At 42.8% G+C, this 26,672-nt stretch carries 23 protein-coding genes and 1 pseudogene; all 24 read right to left on the reverse strand.

Annotated features, from left to right (window positions below):
* Positions 1-15: 15 nt before the first annotated feature.
* A complete protein-coding gene (gene phoU / locus DDV21_RS06360; protein ID WP_116877095.1) occupies positions 16-669 on the reverse strand; it encodes a phosphate signaling complex protein PhoU in 654 nt (217 codons plus the stop codon).
* A 9-nt stretch (positions 670-678) separates the two neighbouring features.
* Positions 679-1,437 carry a phosphate ABC transporter ATP-binding protein PstB gene (pstB, locus tag DDV21_RS06365; RefSeq protein WP_116877094.1) on the reverse strand — a complete coding sequence of 253 codons (759 nt, stop codon included), beginning with the start codon at positions 1,435-1,437 and terminating at the stop codon, positions 679-681.
* 11 nt (positions 1,438-1,448) lie between these two features.
* Entirely contained in the window at positions 1,449-2,252 is an 804-nt protein-coding gene (gene pstB, locus DDV21_RS06370) for a phosphate ABC transporter ATP-binding protein PstB (RefSeq protein WP_116877093.1), read from the reverse strand.
* Between the two features lie 279 nt (positions 2,253-2,531).
* On the reverse strand, positions 2,532-3,419 hold the full coding sequence (gene pstA / locus DDV21_RS06375) for a phosphate ABC transporter permease PstA (RefSeq protein WP_116877092.1): 888 nt from the start codon (positions 3,417-3,419) through the stop codon (positions 2,532-2,534).
* Positions 3,409-4,344 (reverse strand): phosphate ABC transporter permease subunit PstC, encoded by a 936-nt coding sequence (gene pstC, locus DDV21_RS06380; protein WP_116877091.1) that lies wholly within the window; start codon positions 4,342-4,344, stop codon positions 3,409-3,411. The genes pstA and pstC overlap by 11 nt, the downstream gene beginning before the upstream one ends.
* 57 nt (positions 4,345-4,401) lie before the next feature.
* Complete coding sequence (locus tag DDV21_RS06385; RefSeq protein ID WP_116877090.1) at positions 4,402-5,274, reverse strand: phosphate ABC transporter substrate-binding protein PstS family protein; 873 nt, start codon at positions 5,272-5,274, stop codon at positions 4,402-4,404.
* A gap of 129 nt (positions 5,275-5,403) precedes the next feature.
* Positions 5,404-6,717, reverse strand: coding sequence for an RsmF rRNA methyltransferase first C-terminal domain-containing protein (locus tag DDV21_RS06390; RefSeq protein WP_116877089.1), 1,314 nt, complete (start codon positions 6,715-6,717; stop codon positions 5,404-5,406).
* 25 nt (positions 6,718-6,742) lie between these two features.
* Positions 6,743-7,501: an inositol monophosphatase family protein gene (locus DDV21_RS06395; RefSeq protein WP_116877088.1), complete on the reverse strand. Its 759-nt coding sequence runs from the start codon at positions 7,499-7,501 to the stop codon at positions 6,743-6,745.
* The gene (locus tag DDV21_RS06400) at positions 7,491-7,769 is read right to left on the reverse strand and encodes a UPF0223 family protein (RefSeq protein ID WP_116877087.1); all 279 of its coding nucleotides are present in this window, start codon (positions 7,767-7,769) and stop codon (positions 7,491-7,493) included. The genes DDV21_RS06395 and DDV21_RS06400 overlap by 11 nt, the downstream gene beginning before the upstream one ends.
* Complete coding sequence (locus DDV21_RS06405) at positions 7,762-8,175, reverse strand: Spx/MgsR family RNA polymerase-binding regulatory protein (RefSeq protein ID WP_116877086.1); 414 nt, start codon at positions 8,173-8,175, stop codon at positions 7,762-7,764. The genes DDV21_RS06400 and DDV21_RS06405 overlap by 8 nt, the downstream gene beginning before the upstream one ends.
* Positions 8,176-8,218: 43 nt before the next feature.
* On the reverse strand, positions 8,219-9,151 hold the full coding sequence (locus DDV21_RS06410; RefSeq protein ID WP_116877085.1) for a bifunctional riboflavin kinase/FAD synthetase: 933 nt from the start codon (positions 9,149-9,151) through the stop codon (positions 8,219-8,221).
* 16 nt (positions 9,152-9,167) lie between these two features.
* Positions 9,168-10,052, reverse strand: coding sequence for a tRNA pseudouridine(55) synthase TruB (truB, locus tag DDV21_RS06415; protein ID WP_116877084.1), 885 nt, complete (start codon positions 10,050-10,052; stop codon positions 9,168-9,170).
* A gap of 256 nt (positions 10,053-10,308) precedes the next feature.
* A complete protein-coding gene (locus tag DDV21_RS06420; protein ID WP_116877083.1) occupies positions 10,309-14,796 on the reverse strand; it encodes a glycoside hydrolase family 70 protein in 4,488 nt (1,495 codons plus the stop codon).
* A gap of 335 nt (positions 14,797-15,131) precedes the next feature.
* Positions 15,132-16,463, reverse strand: coding sequence for a DUF438 domain-containing protein (locus tag DDV21_RS06425; protein WP_116877082.1), 1,332 nt, complete (start codon positions 16,461-16,463; stop codon positions 15,132-15,134).
* Positions 16,463-16,696: a DUF1858 domain-containing protein gene (locus DDV21_RS06430; protein WP_116877081.1), complete on the reverse strand. Its 234-nt coding sequence runs from the start codon at positions 16,694-16,696 to the stop codon at positions 16,463-16,465. The genes DDV21_RS06425 and DDV21_RS06430 overlap by 1 nt, the downstream gene beginning before the upstream one ends.
* Before the next feature lie 201 nt (positions 16,697-16,897).
* The gene (locus DDV21_RS06435) at positions 16,898-17,656 is read right to left on the reverse strand and encodes an alpha/beta hydrolase (RefSeq protein ID WP_116877080.1); all 759 of its coding nucleotides are present in this window, start codon (positions 17,654-17,656) and stop codon (positions 16,898-16,900) included.
* A gap of 55 nt (positions 17,657-17,711) precedes the next feature.
* Positions 17,712-18,287 (reverse strand): MptD family putative ECF transporter S component, encoded by a 576-nt coding sequence (locus DDV21_RS06440; protein ID WP_116877079.1) that lies wholly within the window; start codon positions 18,285-18,287, stop codon positions 17,712-17,714.
* 31 nt (positions 18,288-18,318) lie between these two features.
* Positions 18,319-19,269 (reverse strand): aromatic acid exporter family protein, encoded by a 951-nt coding sequence (locus DDV21_RS06445; protein WP_116877078.1) that lies wholly within the window; start codon positions 19,267-19,269, stop codon positions 18,319-18,321.
* A gap of 12 nt (positions 19,270-19,281) precedes the next feature.
* Positions 19,282-19,878: a restriction endonuclease subunit S domain-containing protein gene (locus tag DDV21_RS06450; RefSeq protein ID WP_116877077.1), complete on the reverse strand. Its 597-nt coding sequence runs from the start codon at positions 19,876-19,878 to the stop codon at positions 19,282-19,284.
* A gap of 122 nt (positions 19,879-20,000) precedes the next feature.
* On the reverse strand, positions 20,001-20,903 hold the full coding sequence (locus tag DDV21_RS06455; RefSeq protein ID WP_116877076.1) for a cation diffusion facilitator family transporter: 903 nt from the start codon (positions 20,901-20,903) through the stop codon (positions 20,001-20,003).
* A 225-nt stretch (positions 20,904-21,128) separates the two neighbouring features.
* A pseudogene (locus DDV21_RS06460) lies at positions 21,129-21,904 on the reverse strand (HAD hydrolase family protein).
* A 25-nt stretch (positions 21,905-21,929) separates the two neighbouring features.
* Positions 21,930-22,682: a cyclase family protein gene (locus DDV21_RS06465; protein WP_116877075.1), complete on the reverse strand. Its 753-nt coding sequence runs from the start codon at positions 22,680-22,682 to the stop codon at positions 21,930-21,932.
* A gap of 55 nt (positions 22,683-22,737) precedes the next feature.
* Positions 22,738-24,018 carry an O-acetylhomoserine aminocarboxypropyltransferase/cysteine synthase family protein gene (locus DDV21_RS06470; RefSeq protein ID WP_116877074.1) on the reverse strand — a complete coding sequence of 427 codons (1,281 nt, stop codon included), beginning with the start codon at positions 24,016-24,018 and terminating at the stop codon, positions 22,738-22,740.
* Between the two features lie 229 nt (positions 24,019-24,247).
* Positions 24,248-26,539: a DNA helicase PcrA gene (gene pcrA, locus DDV21_RS06475; RefSeq protein WP_116877073.1), complete on the reverse strand. Its 2,292-nt coding sequence runs from the start codon at positions 26,537-26,539 to the stop codon at positions 24,248-24,250.
* Between the last annotated feature and the right edge of the window lie 133 nt (positions 26,540-26,672).

Here is a 26,672-nt window from a genome sequence, read left to right on the forward strand (position 1 = left end):
TCTTGTTTCATTTTATCATAATTCAACAATTTTACCAGTTTTGAGATAAACAATCCATTCGCAGATATTGCGGGCATAATCACCAATACGTTCTAAGTACATCAACACCTGAAAATATTCTTTACCGGCAAAAACGGCATCAGGAAACTTGCGGATTTCCTCAACAGCTAAATTCTGAATATCAATAAAATGGTTATCAATGATTTCATCGGAAGCGGCAATTTCATAGGCCTTTTTATCATCTCCCTGAATATAAGCATTCAGCGCATCTTCCACCATGTGTTTCACTGCCTTGCCCATTTCACTGATTTTTTCTTCAACAACCGTAATTCTCTCTTCACCCTTCATCCGAATAGTCGCTTTGGCAATAGAGGAAGCGTGGTCCCCCATGCGTTCAATATCGCTCGAAGCTTTCAGCACAGTAATAACCGTCCGTAAATCATGAGAAACCGGCTGCTGCAAAGCAATCATTTCCAGAGATTTTCTTTCCAGTTTCGTTTCAAGTTCATTAATAACTTCATCTTCTTCGATCACTTCTTTTGCCAGTTCGCGATCGTGACTGACAAAAGCTCGGACTGTTTTGTTAATCTGTCCGGCAACTTCTATCCCCATTGAATAAAACTGATTGTGCAGTTTTTCTAATTCTTCATCAAACTTTGTTCTTAACATTAACTTCTCCTATCCAAATTTTCCAGTAATATAGTCTTCTGTTTCTTTTTTTTGCGGATTCAGGAACATTTCTTTCGTATAACCGTATTCAACTAAATCGCCTGCAAGGAAAAAACCTGTGCGTTTAGAAATGCGTGAAGCCTGCTGCATGGAACGTGTAACAACAATCATCGTATATTTATCCTGCAGTCCGTAAAGGGTATCCTCAATTTTCCCAGCAGAAATCGGATCCAGAGCTGATGTCGGTTCATCTAAAAGAATAACCTTAGCGCTGGTGGCTAAAACCCTAGCAATGCAAACCCGCTGCTGCTGTCCGCCTGAAAGTCCCAATGCTGAATCATGCAGCCTGTCTTTAACTTCTTCCCATATCGAAGCTCCCCGAAGAGAACTTTCAACGGCCTCATCGAGGACTTGCTTATCTTTAACGCCTTTTAAACGCAAACCATAGACAACATTTTCATAAATTGTCATCGGAAATGGATTAGGCTGCTGAAAAACCATCCCGATTTCTTTGCGCAATTCAACAGTATCTGTCCGCGGACTGTAAATATTATGACCATTGTACTCAATTGAGCCTGTTAAGGTGACCTCAGGATTGAGATCACTCATCCGGTTAATAGCTCGTAAAAGGGTAGATTTCCCTGAGCCAGAAGGACCGATAAGAGCAGTAATTTCATTAGGATAAAAATCCAGTGAAACATTTTTTAAAGCCTTCTTCTCATTATAGTAAACAGACAAATCGCTGATTTTTAAAATAGGTTCTGTCATTTCTTACCTTTCTAACCAAAGTGTCCGGAAACATAATCGCTGGTAGAACGCAATTTCGCATTTTGAAAGACATCATTGGTCTTATCATATTCAATCAAGTCACCCAGGTAAAAGAAAGCCGTATAGTCACTAGCTCGGGCAGCCTGCTGCATATTATGCGTCACAATGATAATGGTGTAGTCTTTTCTCAATTCAAACATCGTTTCTTCCAGCTGCATGGTTGCAATAGGATCAAGAGCAGAGGCCGGTTCATCCATAAGAAGAATATCAGGTTTTACAGAAATAGCACGGGCAATGCAAAGCCGCTGCTGCTGCCCGCCTGAAAGCATTAGAGCTGATTTGTGCAGGTCATCTTTGACCTGGTCCCAAAGAGCAGCCTGTTTTAAGGAAGTCTCAACGATTTCGTCCAAAATGTTTTTGTCTCTGATACCAGCACGTTCATGAGCAAATGTGATGTTTTTATAAACAGATTTAGCAAAAGGATTTGGTCTTTGAAACACCATACCGATATGCTTGCGCATTTCATAAACATTGATTTCCGGCCGGTTAACATCAATCCCTTCATAAAGGACCTGACCTGTAACACGGGCAATATCAATGGTATCATTCATGCGGTTCAGACTGCGCAGATAGGTCGATTTTCCTGAACCCGAAGGGCCGATTAATGCCGTAATTTTATTTTTTTCAAACTGCATGTCTATACCTTTAATCGACTCATTGCTGCCATAATAAACATGCAGATCTTTTGTTTCCAAAGCAATTTTATCCTGAGGAAAAGTAATGATATGCTTTTCATTCCAATTATATTCAGCCACTGCTTTCTCCTTTACCAAGATACAAAGGCCGTTAAAAAATCCGTATGAAAATGACGGTAAGTCCGAAATCTTCAATTTCGATGACGCACCTCTGTCAGGACGACTAGAAGGGCGCAGTCTGCTTTAAGACGGCAAAGTCTTCGGACGTCTGCGGCAGGCTGATGTTTAAGTCAGCACTGGATCATACCTTTTTTCACTAAGATTTTAGGCCGTGTTCAGTTCCACCAAGATACAAAGGCTATTATTGGGGGAATTCTATAAGTTAATTACTATGATGAATTAGGCCGCGGATGTTAATTTTTCGTGAAGTTTCTTACCGATGAAGCGTGCAGACAGGTTGAAGAGCAATATAAAGACCAATAAAACGGCTGCACTTCCCTCCGAAACCTGTGTGGCATCGGGGATCGTCCCCTCACTGTTAACTTTCCAAATATGAACAGCCAAAGTCTCCGACTGACGGAAAATAGAAATCGGGCTGGTCACACTAAGCGGATTCCAATTAGACCAATCCAATGCCGGCGCAGACTGTCCTGCTGTATATATCAAAGCTGCTGCCTCGCCGAAAATCCGCCCTGAAGCCAGAACAATACCTGTGACAATTCCAGGAAGTGCCTCAGGAACGACTACATGAAGAACAGTTTCCCAGCGTGAGATTCCCAAAGCTAAGCCAGCCTCCCGCTGAGTGTGATGGACTGTGCGCAGACTGTCTTCAACATTGCGTGTCATCATCGGAAGATTAAAAACAGTTAAGGCAAGGGCACCAGAAATGATAGAAAAACCGTAACCGAACTGAACAACAAAAATCAGGTAGCCAAAAAGTCCAACAACAACTGACGGCAGTGAAGATAAAATTTCAATACAGGTTCTGATAAAATTGGTTATCGGACCTTTTTTGGCATATTCAGCTAAATAAATTCCTGCTCCCATCGATAAAGGCACCGAAATAATCAAGGTTACAACTAAAAGGAAGAAAGAGTTATAGAGCTGAATGCCAATACCGCCGCCTGCTTCGTACGAAGAAGAACGTCCTGTCAGAAACTGCCAGTTAACATTGGGCAGACCTCTGACAAGGATATAAAGCAAAAGAGAAGTGAGAATAGCTACGATAATGCCTGCGATTGTGTAAAGCAGTCCTGTGGCTAATTTATCTATTTTTTTAGCGTGCATAGTTTTTCTTACCTTCCCTTGTAATCATTTTGATCAGTGTATTAAACGCCAGACTCATCAGCAGTAATACCAGAGCAAGAGACCAAAGAACATTATTTTCAACAGTTCCCATGACAGTGTTGCCGATCCCCATGGTTAAAACTGAAGTCAGAGTTGCTGCCGGCGTGGTTAAAGAAGTCGGCATAACAGCAGAATTTCCGACAACCATTTGAATAGCCAAAGCTTCACCGAAAGCGCGGGCCATTCCAAAAACAACAGCGGTAAAAATACCAGGTTTGGCCGCATTTAAAATAACCCGCCAAATAGTCTGCCAGCGCGTTGCTCCCATAGCAAGACTGGCTTCCTTATAATGTCTTGGGACGGCTTTTAGACTATCGACAGTCATAAAGGTAACAGTAGGTAAAATCATTACGAAAAGGACAAAAACGCCTGACAATATTCCAAAGCCTGTCCCGCCAAAAATCGACCGGACAAAAGGAACGATAATCTGCAGACCGATAAAACCATAAACAACAGAAGGGATGCCTACCAGCAATTCGACGGTAGGCTGTAAAATTTTAGCACCGTACTTAGGCGAAATCTCTGTCATAAAAACAGCAGCGCCGATGGCAAAAGGCGTAGCAATCAAGGCCGATAATATCGTTACGATGAAAGAACCCAAAATCATAGGAAGGGCCCCCAATAACGGTTTGCCTGCAGCATCTTTAATATTAGGCTGCCACTGAGTTCCGAAAAGAAATTTAAGAGGATTGATTTTATCAACAAAAAAGGTTGACAGACCTTTTTGCGCCACAAAAATTAAAATCATAGCGACAATAAAGACGATTAATATTAAACAAAGAAAGGTAATCGTTTTTCCAAACTTTTCTAAGCGGGAATTTTTAGAAGATGACACTAATTTTTTAGCAAGTTCTTGATTTTGCATAGCTACTCCTTATATTAAGATTAGACATCTTTTACCAGTTAAAAAGGCTTCAGCAGATCACTTAGGACTTACTGTACCATCAGCACTTTTAACAACCTTCATGTCATTCATGGAAATGTAGCCCATACTGACAACGATGCCGTCTTGGACCTCATCTGACATCATATAATCTAAAAACTCTTTAGTCAGACCGGTCGGCTCGCCTTTGGTATACATATGTTCGTAAGACCAAAGCGGCCAATCATTGGTAGCAACATTTTCAACTGTTGCCGCAAAACCATTTAATTTCATGCTTTTAACAGAATCATCCACATAAGCAAAGGCCAGGTAAGAAATCGCACCGGGGGTCTGGGAGATGATGCTTTTCACCATCCCGTTTGAATCCTGTTCCTGACTTTGCAGAGCCGATTCTCCGTCCATGATCACACTGTCAAAAGTTGAGCGTGAGCCTGAACTGGCCGCCCGGTTAATGACTGAAATTTCCAAGTCTTTCCCGCCAACCTGTTTCCAATTTTTATATTCACCGGTAAAAATTTTGCGGAGCTGCTCTGTTGTTAAGTCTGAAACATCGACTTCTTTGTTAACAATTACCGCTAAACCGGCAACTCCCACCTGATGATCCGTCAGCTTACTGGCATCAATACCGTCTTTTTCTTCAGCAAAAACATCACTGTTGCCAATTTGCACTGCTCCGGATTGGACCTGAGATAAGCCTGTGCCCGAACCTCCGCCTTGAACATTGACGGTTTTGCCGATATTGAGATGGGAAAACTCATCTGAAGCAGCTTCGACTAAGGGCTGCAAAGCTGTTGAACCAACACTCGTTATCGACTGCCCGCGATCAATCCAGCTGGCGCAGGCTGAGAGGATAAATAAACCCACTCCTGCTAACACTAATAAGCTTATTTTCTGATTCTTTTTTAATTTCATTGGTCATTTCCTATTCATTATCAAAAAATCATTTTATGAAGACTGTCTCTTCATATTCAAATATTAACATAACTGATAGGCCTTTGCAAAGAGCTGCCCAGCTTAAAATGAAATTGTATTCAATAACAGTTAAGCATAAAAACGGAGCCCCTTGGGGAAATAATTTTTGATGGTATGCCCGACAACCTTTGCAAAACCAAGACCATTCCCTTTGACACAAAGCTGGTACCATCCGTTAGGGTACGTATCTGTTAAAAAAATAATATCTCCCGAGACATAGCGCTTAAACTGTTCTATATCAATTTCTATAGACTGTTCTATGTCATGCTTAGGGAGAGCTAATCCCAAGGCAAAAGACGGTTCGAAGCGCTTTTTCTTAAATGTTCCCAGATGCAGACCGTTGCGAGCAATTTTCAAACCGGACAAATCAGGAAGACCGTCAGGAAGAAGATAGAGATTAGCTCCAAAAGTCTGTAAAAGCCCCTTTAAAGGACGCTTTAGATGTTTAGCCGCAAACTCCTGCCAAAGCTGGGCTTCTTCTCTGGTCAAGTTAGATTTTCCGCGGGGCAATGAAACTGCTTTTTCGTCTCTGTTATCTTTTATTTTAGCGATGAACTGACCCTCGCCTTTAAAACGATGCGGATACATACGAGCTGCCTCAGGCAGGCCAATTCCTTCGGTCATGCCATTCAATTTAGGGAGCTCAACAATATCCAGATAATCATACTCCTGCAGCAGCCAGCTGACCACTTCCTCGTTTTCTTCCGGAGACCAGGTGCAGGTTGAGTAAACAAGCTGCCCTCCATAAGCGAGCATAGGAATTGCCTCTCGTAGAATCTGCTTCTGCAAATCTGCACACTTAGCCGGCAGAGAGTCCTGCCAATTGCGAACAGCTTCAGGTTCCTTCCGAAACATACCTTCACCGGAACAGGGGGCATCAAAAACAATAAGGTCAAAATAATGCCTGAAGGTTTTAGCTAAATTTTGTGCTGATTCATTAGTCACAACAACATTTTGAGCCCCAAAACGTTCAATGTTTTCAACAAGACTTTTGCAGCGTTTAGAAGAAATCTCATTGCTGACAAGGATTCCCGTGTTATCTAAATATGAAAGGATATGTGTCGACTTGCCCCCGGGCGCTGCGGCCAAATCAAGAACTCTCATGCCTTTTTTCGGAGCTGCTGCCTGCCCCACCATCTGGGCAGCAGGTTCTTGCGAATAAACCAAGCCTGTTACATGTTCAGCAGATTTTCCGGAAATTTTTCCATAGTGTCCCCAGTCAGTATTGGGGATAGTACAGGAAAAAGACTGCTGGCTCTTTTTAAGAGGGTTGGTTCGAAAAGCGGGGACAGGCTCTTCTTTTAAGCTGGCAAAAAAAGCTGCTGCTTCTTGGCCTAATAGCTCTTGGTATTTTTGAATAAATGCGTCTGGTAGTATCTTCATACACAATCTTTTTCTTTTTTTACAATTATTTTATAAACTGCTGGATAGCTTTCAGTTTTTGCTCGGGGACAAACATCACCATTTGTCTGCTTTTAAAATCAGGTTTTTGACCGTCAAGGGTCAGCAACCGATAACCGAGTTTTTCGCCCATGATAAAGGCTGCTGCATAATCCCAAGGCTGAATATAAGAAAAGTAAGCCAGCAATCGGCCGGACATAACATGCGACATGCTGATTCCGGCACCGCCGTAAACACGGACCCCCAATGTCTGTCTGGATAAGTCACGAATCCCGTGTATATTTTCAGCATACATACTGGAATTAGCACCGATTAGGCAGCGGTTGAAAGGTTTATCCCTATAAGAAAAGAGTTTTTTATCATTCGCATAGACATCAAAACGGCCGCCTCCGGCATAGAGAACGTCATTCATGACATCGTAAATAAGCCCAAAACGCCCAACACCGTCTTCATAATAGGCGATCATAACAGCAAAGTTCTCTCTCTGAACAATAAAATTAACCGTTCCGTCAATCGGATCCAAAATCCAGACATGCCCATCTGTAATCGGATGCCGGACGCCATTCTCCTCTGCCATCACATTGTCTTCTGGATAAGCTGTTTTTATTTTGGCTATTAGCAATTCCTGCGCATTTTTATCCAGATTGGTCACCAGATCATCAAACCGTGTTTTTTCTTCAATCTTTAGATTTTCTGTCATTTCTGACCGGATAAAGCTCCCAGCTTCCCGTATAAGTGTTTTTGCAAATGTAAATTTAGTTTCCAAGAGAAATAAATCCTTTTTCCTTTTCTTTAGCCGCTTTAACAGCACGGTAAGCAGAATAACCGCTGCTGCGTTCAAAGGCACGGTCTATCCTTTTTTCCTGGCCCTTGCTTTTGACGATTTTTTTAAAATCAGCATAGCTCTCCAGCAAGGCCGTAACAGAAACTTTGCTTTCATAAGCTTTTTCAACTTGATTCAAAAAATAAAGCACTGATACTATTTCTTCAGTGCTCCAGCTTGTATCGAGCGGATAGCTGTAATTCTTACTCATCTTCTCCCTCAATTTCAGCTCTTATAGTCGCCTGCCGCAGCTCTTGTTTGCGGTAATCACGCGATAAAAAGGCACGAATTTCATCTTCATTAAAACCAATCTGCATCCGTTTCTTATCCATTATAATCGGACGGCGCAAAAGACTCGGATTTTCTGCAATTAGCTGAATTAAAGCAGAGATTGACAGCTCATCTACATCGATATCCAGTTTCTGAAAAACTTTTGACCGTCTGGAAATAATATCTTCTGTTCCATTTTCAGTAAAAGATAAAATTCTCAGCAGCTCCTCCCGGCTGAGCGGGCTCGTGATAATATTATGCTCTTCAAATGCAACTTCGTGCTTCGTCAGCCAGGTTCGCGCCTTACGGCAGCTTGTGCAGCTTGGTGATAAAAATAAGGTAACCATTCTTTGCCCCTTAACTATTACTTACTAAATATTATACAAGATTTTATCCTTCTTGGCTATCCTTTTTCCAATTCAGTGCCCTTTCCTTATCAGAATGCAATTGAGCCACCAACGCATCAATGCTCTCAAACTTAATCATATCACGAATCTTTTCCAGCCAAATAATTTCAAGCGACTCGCCGTAAATATCCTCTTCAAAATCAAAGATATGGACTTCTAAACGCAGTTCTGTCCCGCCAAATGTTATATTTTTTCCGATACTGGTCATGGAACGGTAAGCACTGCCGTTGATAAGCACATCAGAAACATAGACGCCGTCAGCTGGCAAAAAAGTACGGTCAAGCGGAGCCAGGTTAGCTGTCGGGAAGCCAATTGTTCGGCCCCGAGCATCGCCATGAACAACCAGTCCCCGAGTTGAGAACTCATAGCCCAATAAGTCATTGGCCTGTGCGACATCGCCAGTGTTCAGTAACTGCCTAATTTGCGTAGAGCTGATCTTCTTTTGATGTTTTTGCACTTCAGGGACTGTGACAACTCGGCCCTTAAAATACTGTTCCAAATAGTCGCCGCCGGCACGGTCATGCCCGAATTTATAATCAAAACCGATAACAACTGTCTTAGCACGCAGAGCTTCAATATAGTTCTGGATAAATTCCGCTGCTGACAGCTGTGAAAAACGGGTTGTGAAATTCAGTAAATAAAGCTTATCTACTCCGTATTGAGCAAATTTTTCATGGCGTTTTTGAGGGGAGGTCAAGTGGAGTAACAGCTCAGGCTGAAAACGGACAAAAGCCAAACGCGGTGATTCGTTAAAAGTTAGGACGACCACTTTAAGTTTATCTCGCACCGCAAGCTCTCTCGCTTTCTCAAACAAGGCCTTATGTCCTAAATGCAGACCGTCAAAATAGCCCAAAACCAGAATTGTATCCTGTTCTTCCTTAATCTCTGTATAATCTTTAATCTCTCGGATTTCCATTATCTTTCCATTCTAATCAAATAAAAACCTTATGCGGTTTATAAAGTCCGTTGCCATATGCCGTTAAAACAGCAGCGAGCTTTCCTCCGTAAAATCCCGCTAAAAGCTCTTCTTCTCTTTCCAAACGAATCTTACGTCCGTAAGCAATTTCGGCAGTTTCTTTCTGACTTAAGTCAGCAGAGGGTAAATCCAGCACACCATATTCCAGCGGCAGCAGAAAAGAATAGTCTTTCTTTTCCGCATATGCCTGAATTTCTGACAATGTAAAGGCATCCTGCAGCTTTAATCCAGCAGAGGCGGTCCGCTCAAGAAAAGACATGTGGCTGGCATAGCCTAATTTTTCCCCTAAATCAACGGCTAAAGTCCGTACATAAGTCCCCTTGCTGCAGCTTAATTTAAAGTGAAACGAGCAGCAGTTATCTGCAAAATGCAGAGGGCTGGTGCGGATAAAATCATAAACAGCAACCTGACGAAGAGGACGCTCAACCTCTTCTCCTCTGCGGGCATAGTCGTAAAGTTTACGCCCCTTAACTTTGACAGCCGAGTACATCGGCGGCCTTTGCATAATGCTGCCTAGGAAGGACCGCATAGCCTGATCGACAGCTTCCTCAGTCAGATCCGAGGATACGGGGGTTCTGGCTACTACCTCTCCGCCAGCATCCTCTGTAGTTGTTGAAAAACCAAGGGTTATTTGTCCCTGATAAATTTTTCCGCCGTCTGTCATGTATTCAATAACACGAGTTGCTTTACCGACAGCAATCGGCAGAACGCCAACCACATCCGGGTCAAGCGTCCCGCCGTGGCCTATCTTTTTTTCCTGTAAAATTTGTCGAAGCCTTAAAACAGCATCATGAGAAGTCATTCCTGCTTCTTTTTTTAAATTAATAATACCAGTAATCATAATTTACATTATAGCTTATTTTTCACTTTTTGCCTATGTCTAATCCATTGAAAAGAAAGTGAGATAAAGATTGGGATATTGTCGCAACATGGCGCTTTCGATTTTGCCGTCCCGCCTCCGCACAGTTGATCTGGAAGGTCAATGTCCCTTGTTCAGCAAGGGATGAGAACTTCCGCTGCGCCAAACTCATCTGTTTAAAAAGTAAAATGAGGCAGGGACTTTGGTCCCAGCCTCATTATCAATTGGATTTTTAAACTTAAGGATTGTAGTAAACACCTTCGCCGTTGCTGCCAAGGTAGATAACATCGCCATTTGGCAGCGTAACCCAGCGATTGCGTACCTGTTCACCTGAATCAGCATCATAGTATGCCACTCTGCCGGAAGCCAGTCTGACGATATCGCCTTTGACCTGACTGCCGTCTGCATTAAAGTAAAGCCGTTGGCCGTTAATAAGCTGTGAACCGGTAAGAGCAGTCCCCGCTGAGCCGAAATAATACCAGCTGCCATCTGCAAAAACAAAGGTATTGACAGCCATATCACCTGAATCAGCATCATAATAATATTTGTTTCCGTTAGCATCAGTTACCAGATTTCCTTTAACTTGACTGCCATCAGTATTAAAATAGAGAATCTGTCCATTAATCACTTGCGGACCAGTAACAGCATAGCCGTTTTCGTCTAAATAGTACCAAACATTATTGCCGGTTGTCGCAAACTTAGCATTTACCCGTTCACCCGAATTAGCATCATAGTAATAATTATTGCCGGCTTCATCTTGAGCAAAATTGCCTTTAACCTGTCTGCCGTCAGCATTGAAGAAAAGATTTTGTCCGTTAATAACCTGTGAGCCAGTAACGGCATAGCCATTGCTGTCAAAATAATACCAGACATTGTTGCCAGTTGTCGCAAAACGGCTGACTGTCAGCTCGCCAGAGTCAGGATGGTAATAAGAAAGACGTCCGCTGTTATCACTCACCAGCCGGCCTTTTACCTGAACACCGTTTTCATCGAAGTAAAGCCGCTGTCCGGCTATAGTCTGCGCACCTTTAACGGCCCGTCCCTGCGCGTTGAAATAATACCAATTATTAGCGCCTCGTTTGATGAAGGTGTTGACGGCCATCGCTCCTGAATTCGCATCAAAATAGCGTATATTCCCGTCAGAATCCGTCACCAGTTCTCCTTTGATCTGATAGCCGTTTTCATCAAAATATTGGGTAACGCCATTGACAGTAACTAAGCCCCGTGCCATCACACCGTCAGCATCAAAGTAACGCCACTGACTGCCAAAGGCATAGTAATTATTGGTGTACATATCGCCCAAAGGACCGTAATAATACTGGTTCCCGTTACTGTCTTCATAGATAGCGTCACGTAACTGGACACCATTTGGCAGGAAGTAATACTGCTTATTGTCAATTATCTGTTTGCCGGTAGCCATATAGCCATTTTCATCAAAATAGTAATAATAGCCATTTTCATTGATAAAGGCATTCTTGGCTTGATAGCCGCTTGTGGAATAGTAAATCATGCCTGTACCGTCATGGTAAAAACCAGTTACCCCTTCTTCACCTGTCAGTACTTTTGGAAGAAAGACTCCATTTTCATTCAAAGTAAAGTACTGGTTGCTGGCGACATCCTGAAGCACATAGTAAGCTCCTCGTCCAAGAATATTGGTTCCATTGAAGTATTCAGCCTTCCACTCTGTGATTTTGACTGATGGATCTATCCGCTGACCATTAGAAATTTGAACCCGTTCAAAGATTTCCGGATATGCAGCAGCCAGTTCATCCAAGAAAGCACCGCCATACTGCGCTTGATAATCATCACCGTTAGTTTTGCTGTTAACGACATACAGCCGTTCTTTGATGACCGAATCTGTGCGATAGGTTCCGAAATTATTGACACGTGTTGCCGTGACAACCTCCTGTCCCGGAAGATTATAAATCTGATCCGGCACCCAGTCAGCAATCACCTGAATACCTTCTCTGTGGAGCGCTTTAATAGCATTAATCAGATCTTCTTGAGAACCGTATTTATTGTTCTTGCTCATGGCAAGATCGTAACGGTCCTCAAAGGCATAGCCATTTAAAATAATAGAGTCTAAGAAAGAACCATCCTCAGATGACACATATTGCGGAGCTAATTCAAAAGAAGTTACTCCCCAAGATTTAAACAAGTCAGCATTTTCAGCAATTAATTTATTGGTGTATTCTGCATCGGAGGTGACAAAATCTTGAAAATTGGAGAAACCTTCATAAATCAGCTGCGAATCCAAGGCTGCCGAAGTCTGGTAAACCTGACCGTTCGCAGTCGCTTGATCGCTGGCAGCTACACGGACATCTTGATTTTCGGCTGCTCCTACCGGCACCCAAACGGCTAAATAACCAGATACCTGAACTTGGCTGTAGCCGGCAATATCATTAGCATCAAAAGTCAAATAACCGTTCTCATCTGTATACCGAACTAAGTTTGACGGAACATCACTGTCTTCTAAATAATGAGCCAAGCCGCCTTCTGTAGTCAGCAGTAAAGGACGGTAAGCCTGGTTGGCATGCGCCGCCCCCATATTGACGCGGACAGTATCCTGACTGCCGAGCTGTAAGTAAGGATTATTGCTGATTATGACCGCAATGCCCTGTGTCCTTGTTTCTTCGGTTCCCAAATCTGTCGCTTCCTCCGCTCCGGTACCGTAGCGGACCGATGTCAAAACACCATTATAATCCCAAGCCCAATTTTCTCTGTCTTGTCCTTCAACATAAGTGATCGCCATGTCTTGGCCGCCAGCCACATATTTAATCCGAGCCTTCATCAGCGTCTCAAGGGCATCATAGTAAGGGGATTTAGTAGCCATGTACTGACCGTTATCAGTATACATATCCCCATAATAAACACGGGTAATCGTATCTTTATTGGTCAGCATCAGGGAGTAGGAAGCCGGAATATTGGTCTGCGTATATTTCTTATCGGCTGAGTTCATATCGGCATTGTAAATTTCGAAAGCCTGTTTCAACTCGTCCATCCCGATTCCTGTTAAACCGTCTGTATTAGGATTAATATAATCATTAATGATTTTGCCGATAACGGTTTGAACTTCACTATCATGAGCCCGTATAAAGACATAATTAGCCATACGTTCAGTATATTTGCCTTCTGCCGAACGGTCATTCAAAATTGTTGTGATGGTCGGTTCTAAACCGCTGCGAACCTGCTCGCCGCTTTCGGCATCTGTAATTGGCCGAGCGAGAGCGTATAAAAGAGCATTGCGCAAATAATTATCAATCGGAAGCTGAGCGCCGCCAGTATCAAGATTGTACTGGGGATCATTATCATTCCAAGCTTCCAAAATGGAGAGATGGTTGATAGCGTTGGCTTCACTGGCATCTACATTATAGTAGGCCTTAAAGTAATCAGAAGCAATCTGCAAAAGATCCGCGTTGACATTATCGACAGCATCAATCCGCACACCATCGAAGTTCGCTTCCGGATCATTAGCGACAATGGAACCGTAATTCATCAAATAATGCAGCCAGTTCAGCTGTTCTGCCTGAACGACAGGATTTGAGTTGTCAATATCATTGGCTAAAAGGAATTCATAACCTCCTGTAGGATCATCATCATCTTCAAAATATTTAGGGACCCCTGTCTGGCTGGTCGGTGTCCGGTTAAGAAGACGATAATCAGAATTAGCATAGGCTGTCAAGTCGCTGTTGCTGTACAGCAGGGCGCCGCCCTGTAAGTGATCTTTATCGCCTTCAGACGTATCGGACTCAGTGTTTTTATTCCAAATATCCTGTTCAATGACAAAGGCATTCATAATAGAACGCAGCCAGTCAGCGGACTGCTGAGCAGCAATTCTAACTTCGATATTTTTTTGAACTTCCTGAGCAGCTGCTGTCAGACTGGCCTGATCCGTTTCATTTGTATAAGAGACACCTGTTCCCAAGCCTTGTGTATTCATATAATTTAAATAAGCCACTTGAATATCTTTACTTGGCCACCAAGTCATCAAGAGCGGACGGTAGTCGCTTTCAGTTGATGCCACCCAAGACTCGCCATTTTGGAGAATATACTGTGGCCGATACCATGAATCAGCAGTGATATAATCATTGATCGTCTCAATACTGTCAGCACTTTCATTATAAACTTTGTTGTTTTCATTAAAAGCATTAATTAAATCCGACAGTCCTTCTTGAAACCAGTAGGCAGAAGACTCTGCTAACGCTCCTGTTTCAGCATCAAAATAGAGAATGCTGCCATTAAGGTTGAGCGCAAAATTTTTCTTAGCTGTACCATCTTCCTGAATATAATATTGCTTTCCGTCAATCGTCTGGATATTAGCCGGATCTATGTCAGAACTGTCCGTTTCAGCGGCCGGATCACTTGCTACAGCCTGAACCGTTTGGACTTGCTGAGGAACTGCCTCAGCAGCCGGTTCTGCTGCTGCTTCAGTATTGTTTGCTGAATCAAGGCGTTCCTGAGACTGATTCTGGTCAGTAACCTGTTCGGCATTTTCACTGCCGGAAAGAGGGATTTCTGCTACTGCCTCTTCATCCGCTGAGGAAAGGGTAGCCTGCTCTTGGCTCTGCCCCTCATCTGAAACAGCGATCTCAGTTGCTGTCCCTTCTTCGTCCGCCTTAACCGTTAAACTGCCTGCCCCTAGAGCAAAAGGAAGCACAGCAGTTACAGCAATGAACACCCATTGCTTTTTGACTTTATGCATTTTATAATGTACTTTTTTTTCCATAATGGACCTCCAAACTTTGTTAGAAAAACGTTTTTCAAACAAACAACATTCTAACACGCTCTGTCAGATTTTATTTTGACAGACTTCTTTTAATTCGGTTACATTAGTTTGCGTTTTCGTTTCGCTCTAGACCTTTCGGTTTATAGCATTGAAGCGGTTTTTGGAGGACTGAGGTCTTTTTAAAAAAGTTTTTATCATCAAAAAAGACAGATAGCTTTACTGTCTTTTAACGCCGAATTTTAACTGTCCTTTCCAATAAAAAGAAAAGGAGACAAACAAGCACAATTGCTGGAAAATCATGCCTGTTTGTCTCACTTTTTCAAAGCGATGCTTTTTTAGAGATCCCTCTTATAATCACCGTCAAGGTCAAAGAAAGGCTGAATGTTTTGAACATATTCGAGCACCCCTTGGAAATCTCCATTGTCATCTCGTACAGCAGCATAGGTAACATAGACAAACTTGTTCAAGCGCTCTGATTTGAACCACATTTCGACTTTATCACGCTGGCCGCTTCTCAGCAGTTCAAAGATTTTCTTTACTTTATCTAAAACTTTCGGCGGGTGGCACAGCTCAACATTACGTCCGATTTGACTTGGTGTGCGCTTAAAAATCATCTCTTCAGCTGGCACACTGTTATTGTAATATTGAAAAATATCATCTTTGTTGACAAAAGTAATCTCAAAAGGAAGATGGTTAAGCAAGAGATCGGCTTGTTCAACCGACAGATACCCATTCCCGAAAGGCTGCGGTACTGTCCGATCCGCTGCTGTCTTTTCTTCTTTTGGTGTAAAGGTGATCGTAAACTGTCCTGCAGGTGTTTCAATAATCTGCGGCTTTTCTGCCGTTAGTTCTGAACGACTGTCTGAATCAGCTTCAGACTGTTCAGCAGAAAAAGAGCTCCTGTCCGGCTCCCATTTCTCAGCCGGCTTGATGACAGCATAGCCATAAACATCACTTTCTTCAGCAACCGCCAGCCAGTCATCCTGCGTAAAAATCTCCAAAAGAATCATTAAAAGGATGGATTCTTCTTTAAAAATCATCTCTTCAAACTCTTTGGCAAAAACTTCAAATTTTTCTGATACTTCAGCTATATTAGCCTGAGGGAGCTGCAAGGCAAGTGTTTGTGCAGAGTCAAAAAGCTCCCGAATCTCATCATCAACTCCCCACATCACCTTAGGCGGTGCATCGTGGCCGTAAGATTCCATAATCGGGAAAAAGACTTTTTCTTTGCGCGTATAATGATTTTCAAACTGCCCTAAGAGCTGAAACTGGCGTTTGAGCCCCTTAATCAAGTCCGCCTGATAATTTCTGTTTTCAGGTTTTGTGTAATTCGCTATGATGCGCCGAATACGCAGCAAGGCAGCCCGCAGCGCTAAATTTTCATCTTTAAAAACTTTGACTGGATGGCCTTCCCGCTCACTGTCGGGCATCTCTACACCAGCAATCGCCCCTTTAAAAAGATTGGCATGAACATTGCAGAGGCTCATGACATCTTCAAAAGTAATTCCAGTATCAGAAGACATGAGCTCATGCTCCATCAGAGAAATTTCCAGAGCGGAAACGCCTGAGAAATGCTGATTGAAGCGTTCCTGAACCGAATCCGGGCTGGCACCGTGATGCAGATCCAGCAGAATATCTTTTAAGATCTCAATACGTTCAGCAGCCATTAGTCTTCTCCTATTACATCATAGCCATTAAATTCCAGAGTTTTTTTAATCTGATCCAAAGGGATTTTTGTCAGTTTAGAACCGTTTTTAAGGCTTGTTGCCTTCCCTAAAGTTTTAAGCATCAGCGGATTGGCCAGCGGTTTAAAACCTAAATCAATCAATATATCCTTGACCTCCGGATGCTCCTGAATGGTCTCCGCAACAGGCTTCCTTAAATCTATTGTATTATTCATAGAAATGACCTCTTATTTCACTATTTATCAGCTATAGCAGTCAGGAACAGTTCGCGCCCCAGATGTTCTCCGCAGTCATTTATTCTGCTTTTTTCAGTATTTTATGTCTCCTCGCTTTTAGCCGGCAAATTGTTATTTTGCTGTTCTGCTTCTTTCCTGAGTCTTTTTTTGGCGGTAAAGTGAGAGGGGCTGGGCTGAATTTTATATCATATTTTTCAAAAAGCTGCAGGCTAAATCCCTGACTGTCTGCCGCTGGCCCGTCTGTCCCGATAAATTGTGACCTGCACCTTCGAGCAAATGGTAGGAACTGTTTTCATAAACAGCCTTGTATCGCTCTGATGCAACTGGGGCAACAACTTTATCCAAAGCACCATGTATCAGAAGTACAGGGCCTGAGTACTGAGCTGCCACTTCATAAATCGGCAACGTCTGGGCTGTTCTGAAATAATCTCCGCCGACCTTAAAACCGTCTATTAGAATATAATCGGGGATATGGGCAGGGTCGTAAACCACGCCTTGGCACTCCCCCTTAATGGCATCATCTTTTAGCGTTGCCGCTGGTGCCATTAAAATCAGTTTAGCAATGATATCTGGAAAATATCCTGCCAGCATGCTGGCGACGACTCCGCCTTGTGAATGGCCAATTAGGTAAATTCGCTTTGCCTTTACCGTGTAGCGGGCATACTCTATTATTTTCAGACCATCTAGAATCTCACTTAAAACCGTCATATCCTGAAATCGGCCGCCACTGTTGCCGCAGCCGCTAAAATCAAAACGAAGGGTCGCTAAACCGGCTGCGTTTAAAGTTTGGACAAGATCATCTAATAAGGCACCCTTGCGGTAGCCTAAATCTCCCTTAAAACCATGCATTAAAACAGCAATCTCTTCATTTTCCACCTTATCAGTCCCCTCAAGCAGACCGAATAAACTTAAACCATCTCTTTGAATTGTTATTTCCATGACTTTTCTGCTCCCGCATGCCTTATAATGCACTCATACGAGTAAAAGGCAGATGTTATTTTTTAAAATGCCGTAAAAGGGTATTGCCAATTAAACCGCCCAATAAGGCGGCAATGATGACACTGCCGAAAAGACTGGCAGCATTGCCGGCAGTAAAATCTAACATGACACGGTTTACATAGGCCATATCTTTTCCCTTATTTAAAAGATAATCGATATATCCCTGCCTAGATAGCCACATAGCCAGCAAAGGTGCTGTATTGCCCAGAGAAAAGACAAGATAAGACAGCTTATTTAAACGCGGAGACTGATACTGTTTCGACCAGGCAAGCAGGTCTGCCAAAAGAGCGAAGAGAGCATTAGGGAATACGGCCAAAATATAGTGCCGAGACAAGAGAAAGAAGAGTGAAATAAAAAGGCCGATCAGAGTAACCGATCCAAATTTTGGAACTTTCTCAAGCAAATGAAAGTACACCCAGCCCGCCAGCAAGGCTGTCATAGCCGGCGCATAGAACATATTGGGACTGTGAAACAGCAAAATGCTGACCGCAGTCCCTAATCCAACACATAAAAAATAAAATAAAGCGTGTAAAATGGATACTTTCAAGTCTTTTTTAGTCAAGTTAAGCATTGTATTCACTTTCACCTATTTATTTGTTAGTTTAAGCTATTTCTTGATAGAAATCAACCTTGATTTGGATAAAGCGCTCCAAATCCTGCAAAAGCTGAAAAAGTACAGCTCTTCTTTCAAACTCCTGACGGGTTTTCGGAAGATCAGTCTGGCGAAAAAGCGTCAGCATCTGTTCTATATCCTCAATGAGAACGACGCCAGAATTTTTTTCGCTTAACTGATGAGCCGTTTCATGAAAAAGATGGGCCAGCAGACTGCTTTCCCTGCCTGCTAAATGACAGCGGCTGATATTAGCCGCCATCTGTCTCAGCAGCTTGTTTTGCTGCTGCCGCATTTCAAAATAGTGAACCTGATAATTGGTCTGCTGGAAAAGCTGGTTATGACGCTCCAAATAAACCAGACGCAGAGCCTGCTCTAAAGTCTCATCCAGCTGATTAATCAATTCCGCTTTGTTTTCCCCGCTGCCTGTCAGCAAAAAAGTTTCAAAACGGTAAAGAATAGCTTTCATCTGCACTTCTACCTGCTGATGAAAGGCCTGAATCTCCTTATTTTTAGATGGCATATAGAGATTAAAAAGCAGAGCTAAACCTGCTCCGATGGTGAAAAGGGTGAATTCTTCAGCTATCAGTTCCGGGGCAAGGCTTTTTTCTGCCAGCAAATGCATGACTAAGACCGTGCTGGGAGCAATACCGGCTTCAAGATGCAATCGATAAGCTAAAAAAACATAAAAAAGAAGATAGACTGACAGGGCCCAAAGATTAAAACCTAAACAGCTGTAGGAGCAGACAGCCAGTAGAAAAGCCAGAAGAACCGACTGCAAACGCTGAAAAGCCATTTTCAAGGTCGATTTTCGTGTTTCCAAAACACTTAATATAGCAATAATCCCTGCTGAGGAGGCATAGTGCAGACCAAATTTTTCAGCTAATACAATCGCAAATACAGCCGCTAAAACAATTTTCAAAGTTCTTTCCAGATGATTCATAAGATTCTATTTTTAAAATAAATTTTTTTCAAGGTTAGTTCGCAGATACTGCCATTCCTGTGCAGCTCGGGATATTTTGCGTTTGTAGGCTTGCAGCCCCTGTTCGTAACGTCGGATTAGGTAGAGCTGTTTAACTAAAGGAATATGAGGTATTTCAATACCAAGAAGCTTTTCACGGCTGATATTGATAACCTGTTTACCAGTATCAGCTTCATCCAGCAGGGCCTGACCGATCGCCGAGTCTAAAAACAGTTTAATATAGAGTCCTAAAACATCAGCTTTAGGGCGGAGAACCGTAATATTAGCAGTTGCAATAACGGGGCGCTTTTGTTCAGCAAAAACAGCTGTTTTCTTAAGCGTTCCTTTAGTAGCTACCAGCACATCACCATCTTTTAGTAAATAGCGGGAAAGAGACTGCGGATCAGCCGTAAGCGCCTTTAAAGCAGAATAGTTAAGACCGGTTTCTTCTATATCACGCAGATTAATAACAGCGATATTGCCGTCACTTTCAGAAGCTGAAACAGCTTTGCCTTTAAAACATTCTGCTGCTTCTTTCAAACTGATTTTGCTGATTGCTTTTTTTCTGTATGTTTCAAGAACTTCCTGCATAAGCTCTCCTTTCCTTATTTAGTATTATAATACTAAATAAGGAAAAATACAATCTGTCTGTTTACCGTTTTAGCTGCCAGTCCTTTATTATTAAGAAAAGACTCAGAACAGACATGTACTTGCTAAATTTTATCTCTTTTAAAAGAACTGTGATGCAGATGCTGGAAAGTAGAATGGTCACACTCAACAGCGGATTCAACGATATTGTAAGCATGAAAAATGTGATGAACTTGATCTTTAATCAGCTGCTCATTGCCGTCTGCTGCAACCAGCAAATGCACCATAGCAATATTTCGTCGACCGTCTAAGGACCAGACATTCAGCTGGTTGATAGCCATCACAGAATCTATACTGAGAATCTCATTTTCAATTTGTCTAATATCGAAATTTGCCGGAGAACGTTCCAAAAAGACCGAGATATTTCTGATAAATTTTGGCAAAGCCTGACTTAAAATAAAAACAGCAATCATAATAGACAGCAGAGGATCAAGAAAATACCAGTCCGTAAAGCGTAAGATAACAGAAACGACAATAACGGCAAGCCAGCCTAAGATATCTTCCAAAAAATGCAGGCTCAAAACTGACTCATGCTCAGAAGCCTCACTGTTTAATACACGACTAGCGATAACATTCACAATGATAGCAATAATCCCAAGGATAAACATTCCTCGATAATTGACAGGTTCAGGATTAAAAACCTTTTGGACGTTTTCTATAAGTACAAAAACAGAACCTAAAATCAAAATAACAGCCGTCATTAGGGCCCCCAGAAGGCTGAAGCGCAAATATCCCAATGTGTATTTATAATCGCTTCTGCGTTTGGACAGCCGTTCAAAATAATAAGAGGTGCCAATTGCCATCGCATCGCCAAAATCGTGAACTGCATCAGCTAAAATTGCGCTGGAATTAAAAATTCTGCCAAAAATCATTTCAATAACAGCAAAGAAAAAATTCGCTAAAAAAGCGATAAATATCCTGCTGCTGGACTGACCGCGAAAATGATAGCGGTGATGATGTTCGTCCATAACCACTCCTTTCCTCAAGATACAAAGGCCGTTAAAAGAGCAACGCAAAAATGACGGTAAGTCCGAAATCTGTGATTTCGTTGACGCACCTCTGCCCAAGGCGGCTAGAGAGGTGCGGCGCTGAAACATTTTTATCAATGAAATCCAACAAAAATCCTCTTAAAACCAGTCAGTCCAAAGACTAGTTTCACAGAACTTAAACAAGAGACCATTCTGCAGTGCAGATTATTGATGCTCTTTACTGTCCTGATAAAGCTCAAACAGCTTTGAAATACGCCGGCAGACAGAGGCGCTGTCTGCTGTTACTTGCTCATCAGCATATCGTTTAAGGGAAGGAAAATTTCCGACTTGAACGCTGTAAAGCGAATCCTTAAATAAAGCAATATCATTTTTATCATTGCCAAAAGCAATGAAATCTGAACCAACATGTCTCATAACCGTCGTCGCTTTGTTGGTAGCATAGGGATTGAGGTAGAGACATTTTTCGTGATCATGATAGTCAACATCAATCTGTTTCAGAGCCTCCAACTCCCGGCAGAGGGGTTGAGCTAATTCTTCATGGTCCCCTAGGTAAATAACCATCTTAATAGGAATTTTCAGCTGATCTATTTCCAGACGGTTAGCCAAATGCAAGGGATCAACGCTGCTAATAAAAGGCATTTTCTCCCCTTTAAAATAGACATAATCAAAGTCATCATCTACAAAATAAGGCAGACGGTAATAATGACACCAAGTCAGAGCACTCTGATAGGCCTGTCGAGTTAAATGCTGCTTAAAGATTAACTGTCCATTGTCATAAACAAGACCGCCATTAAGGCCGACCACACGCTTGTAAGCTAACTCTCCTGTCAGTAAAGCAATACAGTCGCGGTAAGCACGCGCCGAAGCAAAGGTCACTTCATGTCCAAAGTCCTGTGCTTTTTTAAAATACTCTTGATTTCTGGAGCAATAGTCATACGGTCAAAACACAGAGTACCATCTAAATCAAATACAAATTTCATATAGCAATTCATCCAAAAATACAGCTTATTTTTGACCGGAGTCTGGAACATAAGCCAGAGCACGGACAGGTGAACCGGTCGCTTCTTTCCAGTGAGGATAGGCAATCGAAATAATACTGCCTGTTGCCGGCACTTGATCAAGATGGGCTAATACTTCCAGCTGAAAAATACCTTCCTCCAATAAATGATATTCCTGCCGCAAAACACCGCCGGCCTCTGCAGCGGCTTTGCCGCTGTCCGTATCAAGCGTCTCATGTCCTAATGCTTTGATATGACGTTCATGAATCAAAAAATCAATTGCCTCACGCGACCATCCCGGAGACTGCTGGGCTCCCTTACCGTCAAGATTAGTCATCAGTTTCTGTGATGGCCAGCGTTTTGACCAGTCACTGCGGAAAGCGACAAAACTTCCCTCAGCGATTTTACCGTGCTCTGCTTCAAAATCAAGCACATCCTGCCTGCTTAACTCATAGTTAGGGTTAAGTGCTACTTCGGCGGATTTATCGATAACATACAGAGGCAAAAGAAGATCTTCTAGAGGAATTTGCTCCAGCAACTTTCCTCCCTCTACAAAATGAATCGGAGCATCAATATGTGTCCCGTACTGTCCGACAACAGAAAACTGCTGCACATAAAACCCATCTTCCAGAGTAAAAATGTCCTTTTTGGAAAGAGCTGGCAAGGGAGGAAAATGGGGACTGTTCTCGTCAATTTGGTGAGTCAAATCCACTACTTTTGCCGCTTTGAACGCTGCAAGAGCTTCTTGTAAGGTTGTCATACTGCCTTCTCCTTTATTCTTAAAAGAATTGTCTTATCAAAGAGCCGCCCTATCTTTAAATCTTTTCTAAAGCTAAGCGGAGGTCTTCAATAAGGTCATCAGCATTTTCTAAACCAACAGAAAGACGGATTTGCTCCGGTTCAATACCGCAGGCCCGCTGATCTTCTTCAGTCATTTGACCGTGTGTCGTCGTTGCTGGATGAACAACTAAAGATTTGGCATCGGCTACATTAGCCAAGTCTGAAAAAATTTCTAAACTGTCGATCACTTTTCGGGCTGCTTCTGCTCCACCTGCAACATTAAAGGTAAAAATAGATCCGGCCCCTTTAGGTAAGTACTTTTGCGCTAAATCATAGTAGGAGCTTGATGGCAGGCCGGCATAATTAACCTTAGTTACTTTAGGGTGTGCTGCAAGGTAGTCCGCTAATTTTTTAGCATTTTCAATATGCCTCTCTACACGCAAAGATAAGGTCTCAAGACCCTGTGTCAGCAAAAAAGCATTAAAAGGCGACAGGCAGGCTCCGGTATCCCTTAAGAGCTGTGTCCGGACTGCCGTAACGAAAGCCGCCTTGCCAATATCACGGGTATAGCTAATATCATGGTAAGAAGGATCAGGATCGACAAACTGCGGGAACTTTCCCGATGCTTCCCAATCGAATTTTCCCGAATCTACTATGACTCCGCCAATGGAAGTGCCGTGCCCTCCGATAAACTTAGTGGCTGAATGAACAGAAATATCAGCTCCATAAGAAAAGATATTTATCAAATAAGGTGTCGCAAACGTATTGTCAATAACCAGAGGAATATTATGCGCATGCGCTATCTCTGCCAATTTTTCCAAATCAGCAACATTTCCCAATGGATTGCCTAAGGTTTCTGCAAGGATAAATTTAGTATTGTCTTGGACAGCAGCGTCTATAGCCTTAAAATCTGAGACATCGACAAAACTCGTTGTAATACCATAACGCGGCAGCGTCTCTTTCAGCAGATTGAAGGTCCCGCCGTAAACGGTTGTTGCCGATACAATGTGGTCGCCGGCATGAGCCAATGCCAGTGCGGTATAAGTGATCGCCGCCATCCCTGAAGCAGTCGCCAGAGCACCGACACCGCCCTCTAATGCGGCCATCCTTTCTTCAAAAACCGCTGTGGTAGGATTTGTAATCCGAGTATAGATATTGGCAGGCTGGCGCAGGGCAAAGATATCCTCTGCTTCCTGAGCACTGTCAAAAACATAAGAGGTTGTTTGGTAAATCGGGACAGCCCGGGATTTAGTCACCGGATCAACTGTTTGACCAGCATGCAGTTGCAGAGTTTCAAAACCAAATTCTCTTGTCATTCAAGTACTCCTTCTTATAAATCTTATAAATGATCCAAATGCCCCTTTATTTTACCCTATTTTACCGTCTTTGCCTAATATTTATCAAAAAGAGTGGGTTATAGTCTAAAACTATAATATACAAAAATAAGAGCAGGACAATGAACCTTATGGCTTAAAGTTCTGCCCCGCTCTCCGGTTTGCTGCAGACATCTGAAAGCATTCTCGCTTTAAGAGCCGACAGCGACTGTTATTTTCTTTGAATAGGGGCAACACTGGCTAAGAGTTTTTTTAGACCGAGTTCCGGGAAGTTCACCTTTAACTCCTGCCCTTGGCCGCTTCCTGTAACTTCAAGGACAGTGCCTTCTCCCCATTTTTTATGCTGCAGGCTGTCGCCGACTTTCCAGTCAATATTTGTTGAAGCCTCGGTTCCAGCAGAAACTGACAGCGGTCTGCTCGTGTGAGGCTGAGCCTGAGCCTTTCGAAACTGCAGTGCCTGCTGCAAACTCATGCCCTGACCGAACTTTCTGGCTGGTTCTTCTTCTCTCCGATTGCTGTAAGTAACCGCAAAAGCACTGTCAGTCGGACGAGCTGATCCCTGATAATCTAACAGATCAGCAGATATTTCCCGCAAAAAACGACTAGGTGGGTTATAGCCAGTTTTGCCAAAAAGTGTCCGAACAGCAGCATTAGTCAGAAACAACTTCTCCTCTGCCCGAGTAATCCCCACATAGGCCAAGCGCCGTTCCTCTTCCAGTTCGTCTTGTTCCTGTGCTGCACGTGCCAAAGGGAAAACCCCTTCTTCCATTCCGATAAGAAAAACAATCGGAAACTCTAGGCCTTTGGCTGCATGCAAAGTCATTAAGGTTACTTCGGCTGTGTCATTCTCAGCCTCATCACTGTCAGCAACTAGTGCCAAATCATTCAGAAAACGGCTGAGTCTGTCACGGCCGGATTCAGTATCTGTTCCTTCCTCCTGATTCGCATCAAATTCCTTGGTGACAGTCAGAAATTCTTCGATATTTTCAATACGGGCCTGACTTTCAAGGGTATTTTGCATTTGAAGGGTTTCCAGATAGCCTGTTTTATCGAGAATCGTTTCTGTCAGTGCTGTTAAAGTCAGCTTATCAAGCTGCTGCTGCAAATCTAAGAGTAAATCGGCTAAAGTTTTCACGGCCTGTGCTGGCTTGCCTTTGACATGATTAGAAAGCATAATCTCGGCACTGGCATCCAACAGGCTTAAATGTTGCCCTGATGCAAAAAGGCGGATTTTCTCCAAAGTCCCCGGGCCAATACCGCGCTTCGGCTCGTTGATAATCCGCTCATAACTGATATTATCAGCGGTATTAGCGATGACATTGAGGTAAGCAATGATATCACGAATTTCCTTGCGGCTGTAGAATTTCGTACCGCCAACCATAGTGTAAGGAATATTGGATTTAAGCAGAGCTTCTTCAATAGTCCGCGACTGGGCATTGGTCCGGTAAAGCACCGTAAAGTCTTTAAAATTTTTCCCGTCTTCACGAACAATCTGAGCGATGGAGGAGGCGACAAAAACAGCCTCATCCCGTTCATCATCAGCTTGATAATAGATAATCTGGTCCCCTTTCGGGTTTTGAGTCCAAAGATTTTTAGGGCGTCTGTGACGGTTATTTTGGATGACATCATTTGCTGCCTGCAAAATTGTTTGGGTTGAACGGTAATTTTCTTCCAAAAGAACCACTTTAGCTTCAGGATAGTCCTTTTCAAAATCGAGGATATTTTGCATATCGGCACCGCGCCAGCCGTAAATAGACTGGTCGGCATCTCCGACTACACAAATATTATGAAAACGACTGGCTAAAAGTTTAACCAGCTGATACTGAGCATGATTAGTATCCTGATATTCATCGACATGAATGTATTGATAGCGCTGCTGATAGTATGCTAAAACATCGGAATGTTCCTTAAAAAGCCGCAAAGTCAGCATAATTAAATCATCAAAATCCATTGCTTCGCTTTGGCGCAGCTCGGCTTGATAGGCTTTATAGCATTTAGCAGCTACTTGGCTGTAAAGATCGCCTGCCTGATTTTCATAAGCCTTTTCATCCAGAAGTTCGTTTTTTGCGTTGGATATGGTGGCTAAAATAGTCCGCTCATTCCATTTTTTAGAATCAAGATTTAAATTTTTTAAAATCCGCTTCATCAGTGTGCGCTGTTCTCCCGGATCAACAATGGTAAAATTGCGGTTATAACCAATCCTGTCTGCTTCACGCCGTAAAATGCGCACACACATTGAGTGAAACGTAGCAATTAATGTGTCTTGAGTTGCCGAGTTGAGCGCCATCGCCCGTTCCCGCATTTCTCGAGCGGCTTTATTGGTAAAAGTGATAGCCAGAATATTCCAGGGATTAACAAATTTCTCATCTATCAGGTACGCGATACGATGGGTCAGTACGCGTGTCTTGCCGGAACCTGCGCCAGCCATAATCAGAAGCGGCCCTTCAGTCGTTTCAACCGCTTCTTTCTGCCGGTCGTTCATCTTAGCTAATAAAGGATTCATAAATAATTACCAAAGCGGGGACATATGCAGCAGTCAGCCGGACTGGACAAAACGGACTGCCTTTTGTCCCCTCTTTTTCTTTCCTTTCTCTGTCTTGTCAAATTTGCTCTATTATTGTACCATTTTTAGATAA

The sequence above is a fragment of the Streptococcus chenjunshii genome (assembly GCF_003086355.1).
Taxonomy (GTDB): Bacteria; Bacillota; Bacilli; order Lactobacillales; family Streptococcaceae; genus Streptococcus; species Streptococcus chenjunshii.

Bases quoted from the DNA above. Each gene is read 5' to 3' on its own strand.
- DDV21_RS06390 (WP_116877089.1), bottom strand. From the start codon at position 6,717: ATGAAGATACTACCAGACGCATTTATTCAAAAATACCAAGAGCTATTA.
- DDV21_RS06445 (WP_116877078.1), bottom strand. From the start codon at position 19,269: ATGAATCATCTGGAAAGAACTTTGAAAATTGTTTTAGCGGCTGTATTT.
- truB (WP_116877084.1), bottom strand. From the start codon at position 10,052: ATGATTACTGGTATTATTAATTTAAAAAAAGAAGCAGGAATGACTTCT.
- DDV21_RS06430 (WP_116877081.1), bottom strand. From the start codon at position 16,696: ATGAATAATACAATAGATTTAAGGAAGCCTGTTGCGGAGACCATTCAG.
- DDV21_RS06385 (WP_116877090.1), bottom strand. From the start codon at position 5,274: ATGAAATTAAAAAAGAATCAGAAAATAAGCTTATTAGTGTTAGCAGGA.
- pstB (WP_116877094.1), bottom strand. From the start codon at position 1,437: ATGACAGAACCTATTTTAAAAATCAGCGATTTGTCTGTTTACTATAAT.
- DDV21_RS06400 (WP_116877087.1), bottom strand. From the start codon at position 7,769: ATGAGTAAGAATTACAGCTATCCGCTCGATACAAGCTGGAGCACTGAA.
- DDV21_RS06470 (WP_116877074.1), bottom strand. From the start codon at position 24,018: ATGACAAGAGAATTTGGTTTTGAAACTCTGCAACTGCATGCTGGTCAA.
- DDV21_RS06440 (WP_116877079.1), bottom strand. From the start codon at position 18,287: ATGCTTAACTTGACTAAAAAAGACTTGAAAGTATCCATTTTACACGCT.
- pstA (WP_116877092.1), bottom strand. From the start codon at position 3,419: ATGCACGCTAAAAAAATAGATAAATTAGCCACAGGACTGCTTTACACA.
- DDV21_RS06405 (WP_116877086.1), bottom strand. From the start codon at position 8,175: ATGGTTACCTTATTTTTATCACCAAGCTGCACAAGCTGCCGTAAGGCG.
- DDV21_RS06420 (WP_116877083.1), bottom strand. From the start codon at position 14,796: ATGGAAAAAAAAGTACATTATAAAATGCATAAAGTCAAAAAGCAATGG.
- DDV21_RS06465 (WP_116877075.1), bottom strand. From the start codon at position 22,682: ATGACAACCTTACAAGAAGCTCTTGCAGCGTTCAAAGCGGCAAAAGTA.
- pstC (WP_116877091.1), bottom strand. From the start codon at position 4,344: ATGCAAAATCAAGAACTTGCTAAAAAATTAGTGTCATCTTCTAAAAAT.
- DDV21_RS06435 (WP_116877080.1), bottom strand. From the start codon at position 17,656: ATGGAAATAACAATTCAAAGAGATGGTTTAAGTTTATTCGGTCTGCTT.
- phoU (WP_116877095.1), bottom strand. From the start codon at position 669: ATGTTAAGAACAAAGTTTGATGAAGAATTAGAAAAACTGCACAATCAG.
- DDV21_RS06455 (WP_116877076.1), bottom strand. From the start codon at position 20,903: ATGGACGAACATCATCACCGCTATCATTTTCGCGGTCAGTCCAGCAGC.
- DDV21_RS06410 (WP_116877085.1), bottom strand. From the start codon at position 9,151: ATGGAAATCCGAGAGATTAAAGATTATACAGAGATTAAGGAAGAACAG.
- DDV21_RS06425 (WP_116877082.1), bottom strand. From the start codon at position 16,463: ATGGCTGCTGAACGTATTGAGATCTTAAAAGATATTCTGCTGGATCTG.
- DDV21_RS06450 (WP_116877077.1), bottom strand. From the start codon at position 19,878: ATGCAGGAAGTTCTTGAAACATACAGAAAAAAAGCAATCAGCAAAATC.
- pcrA (WP_116877073.1), bottom strand. From the start codon at position 26,539: ATGAATCCTTTATTAGCTAAGATGAACGACCGGCAGAAAGAAGCGGTT.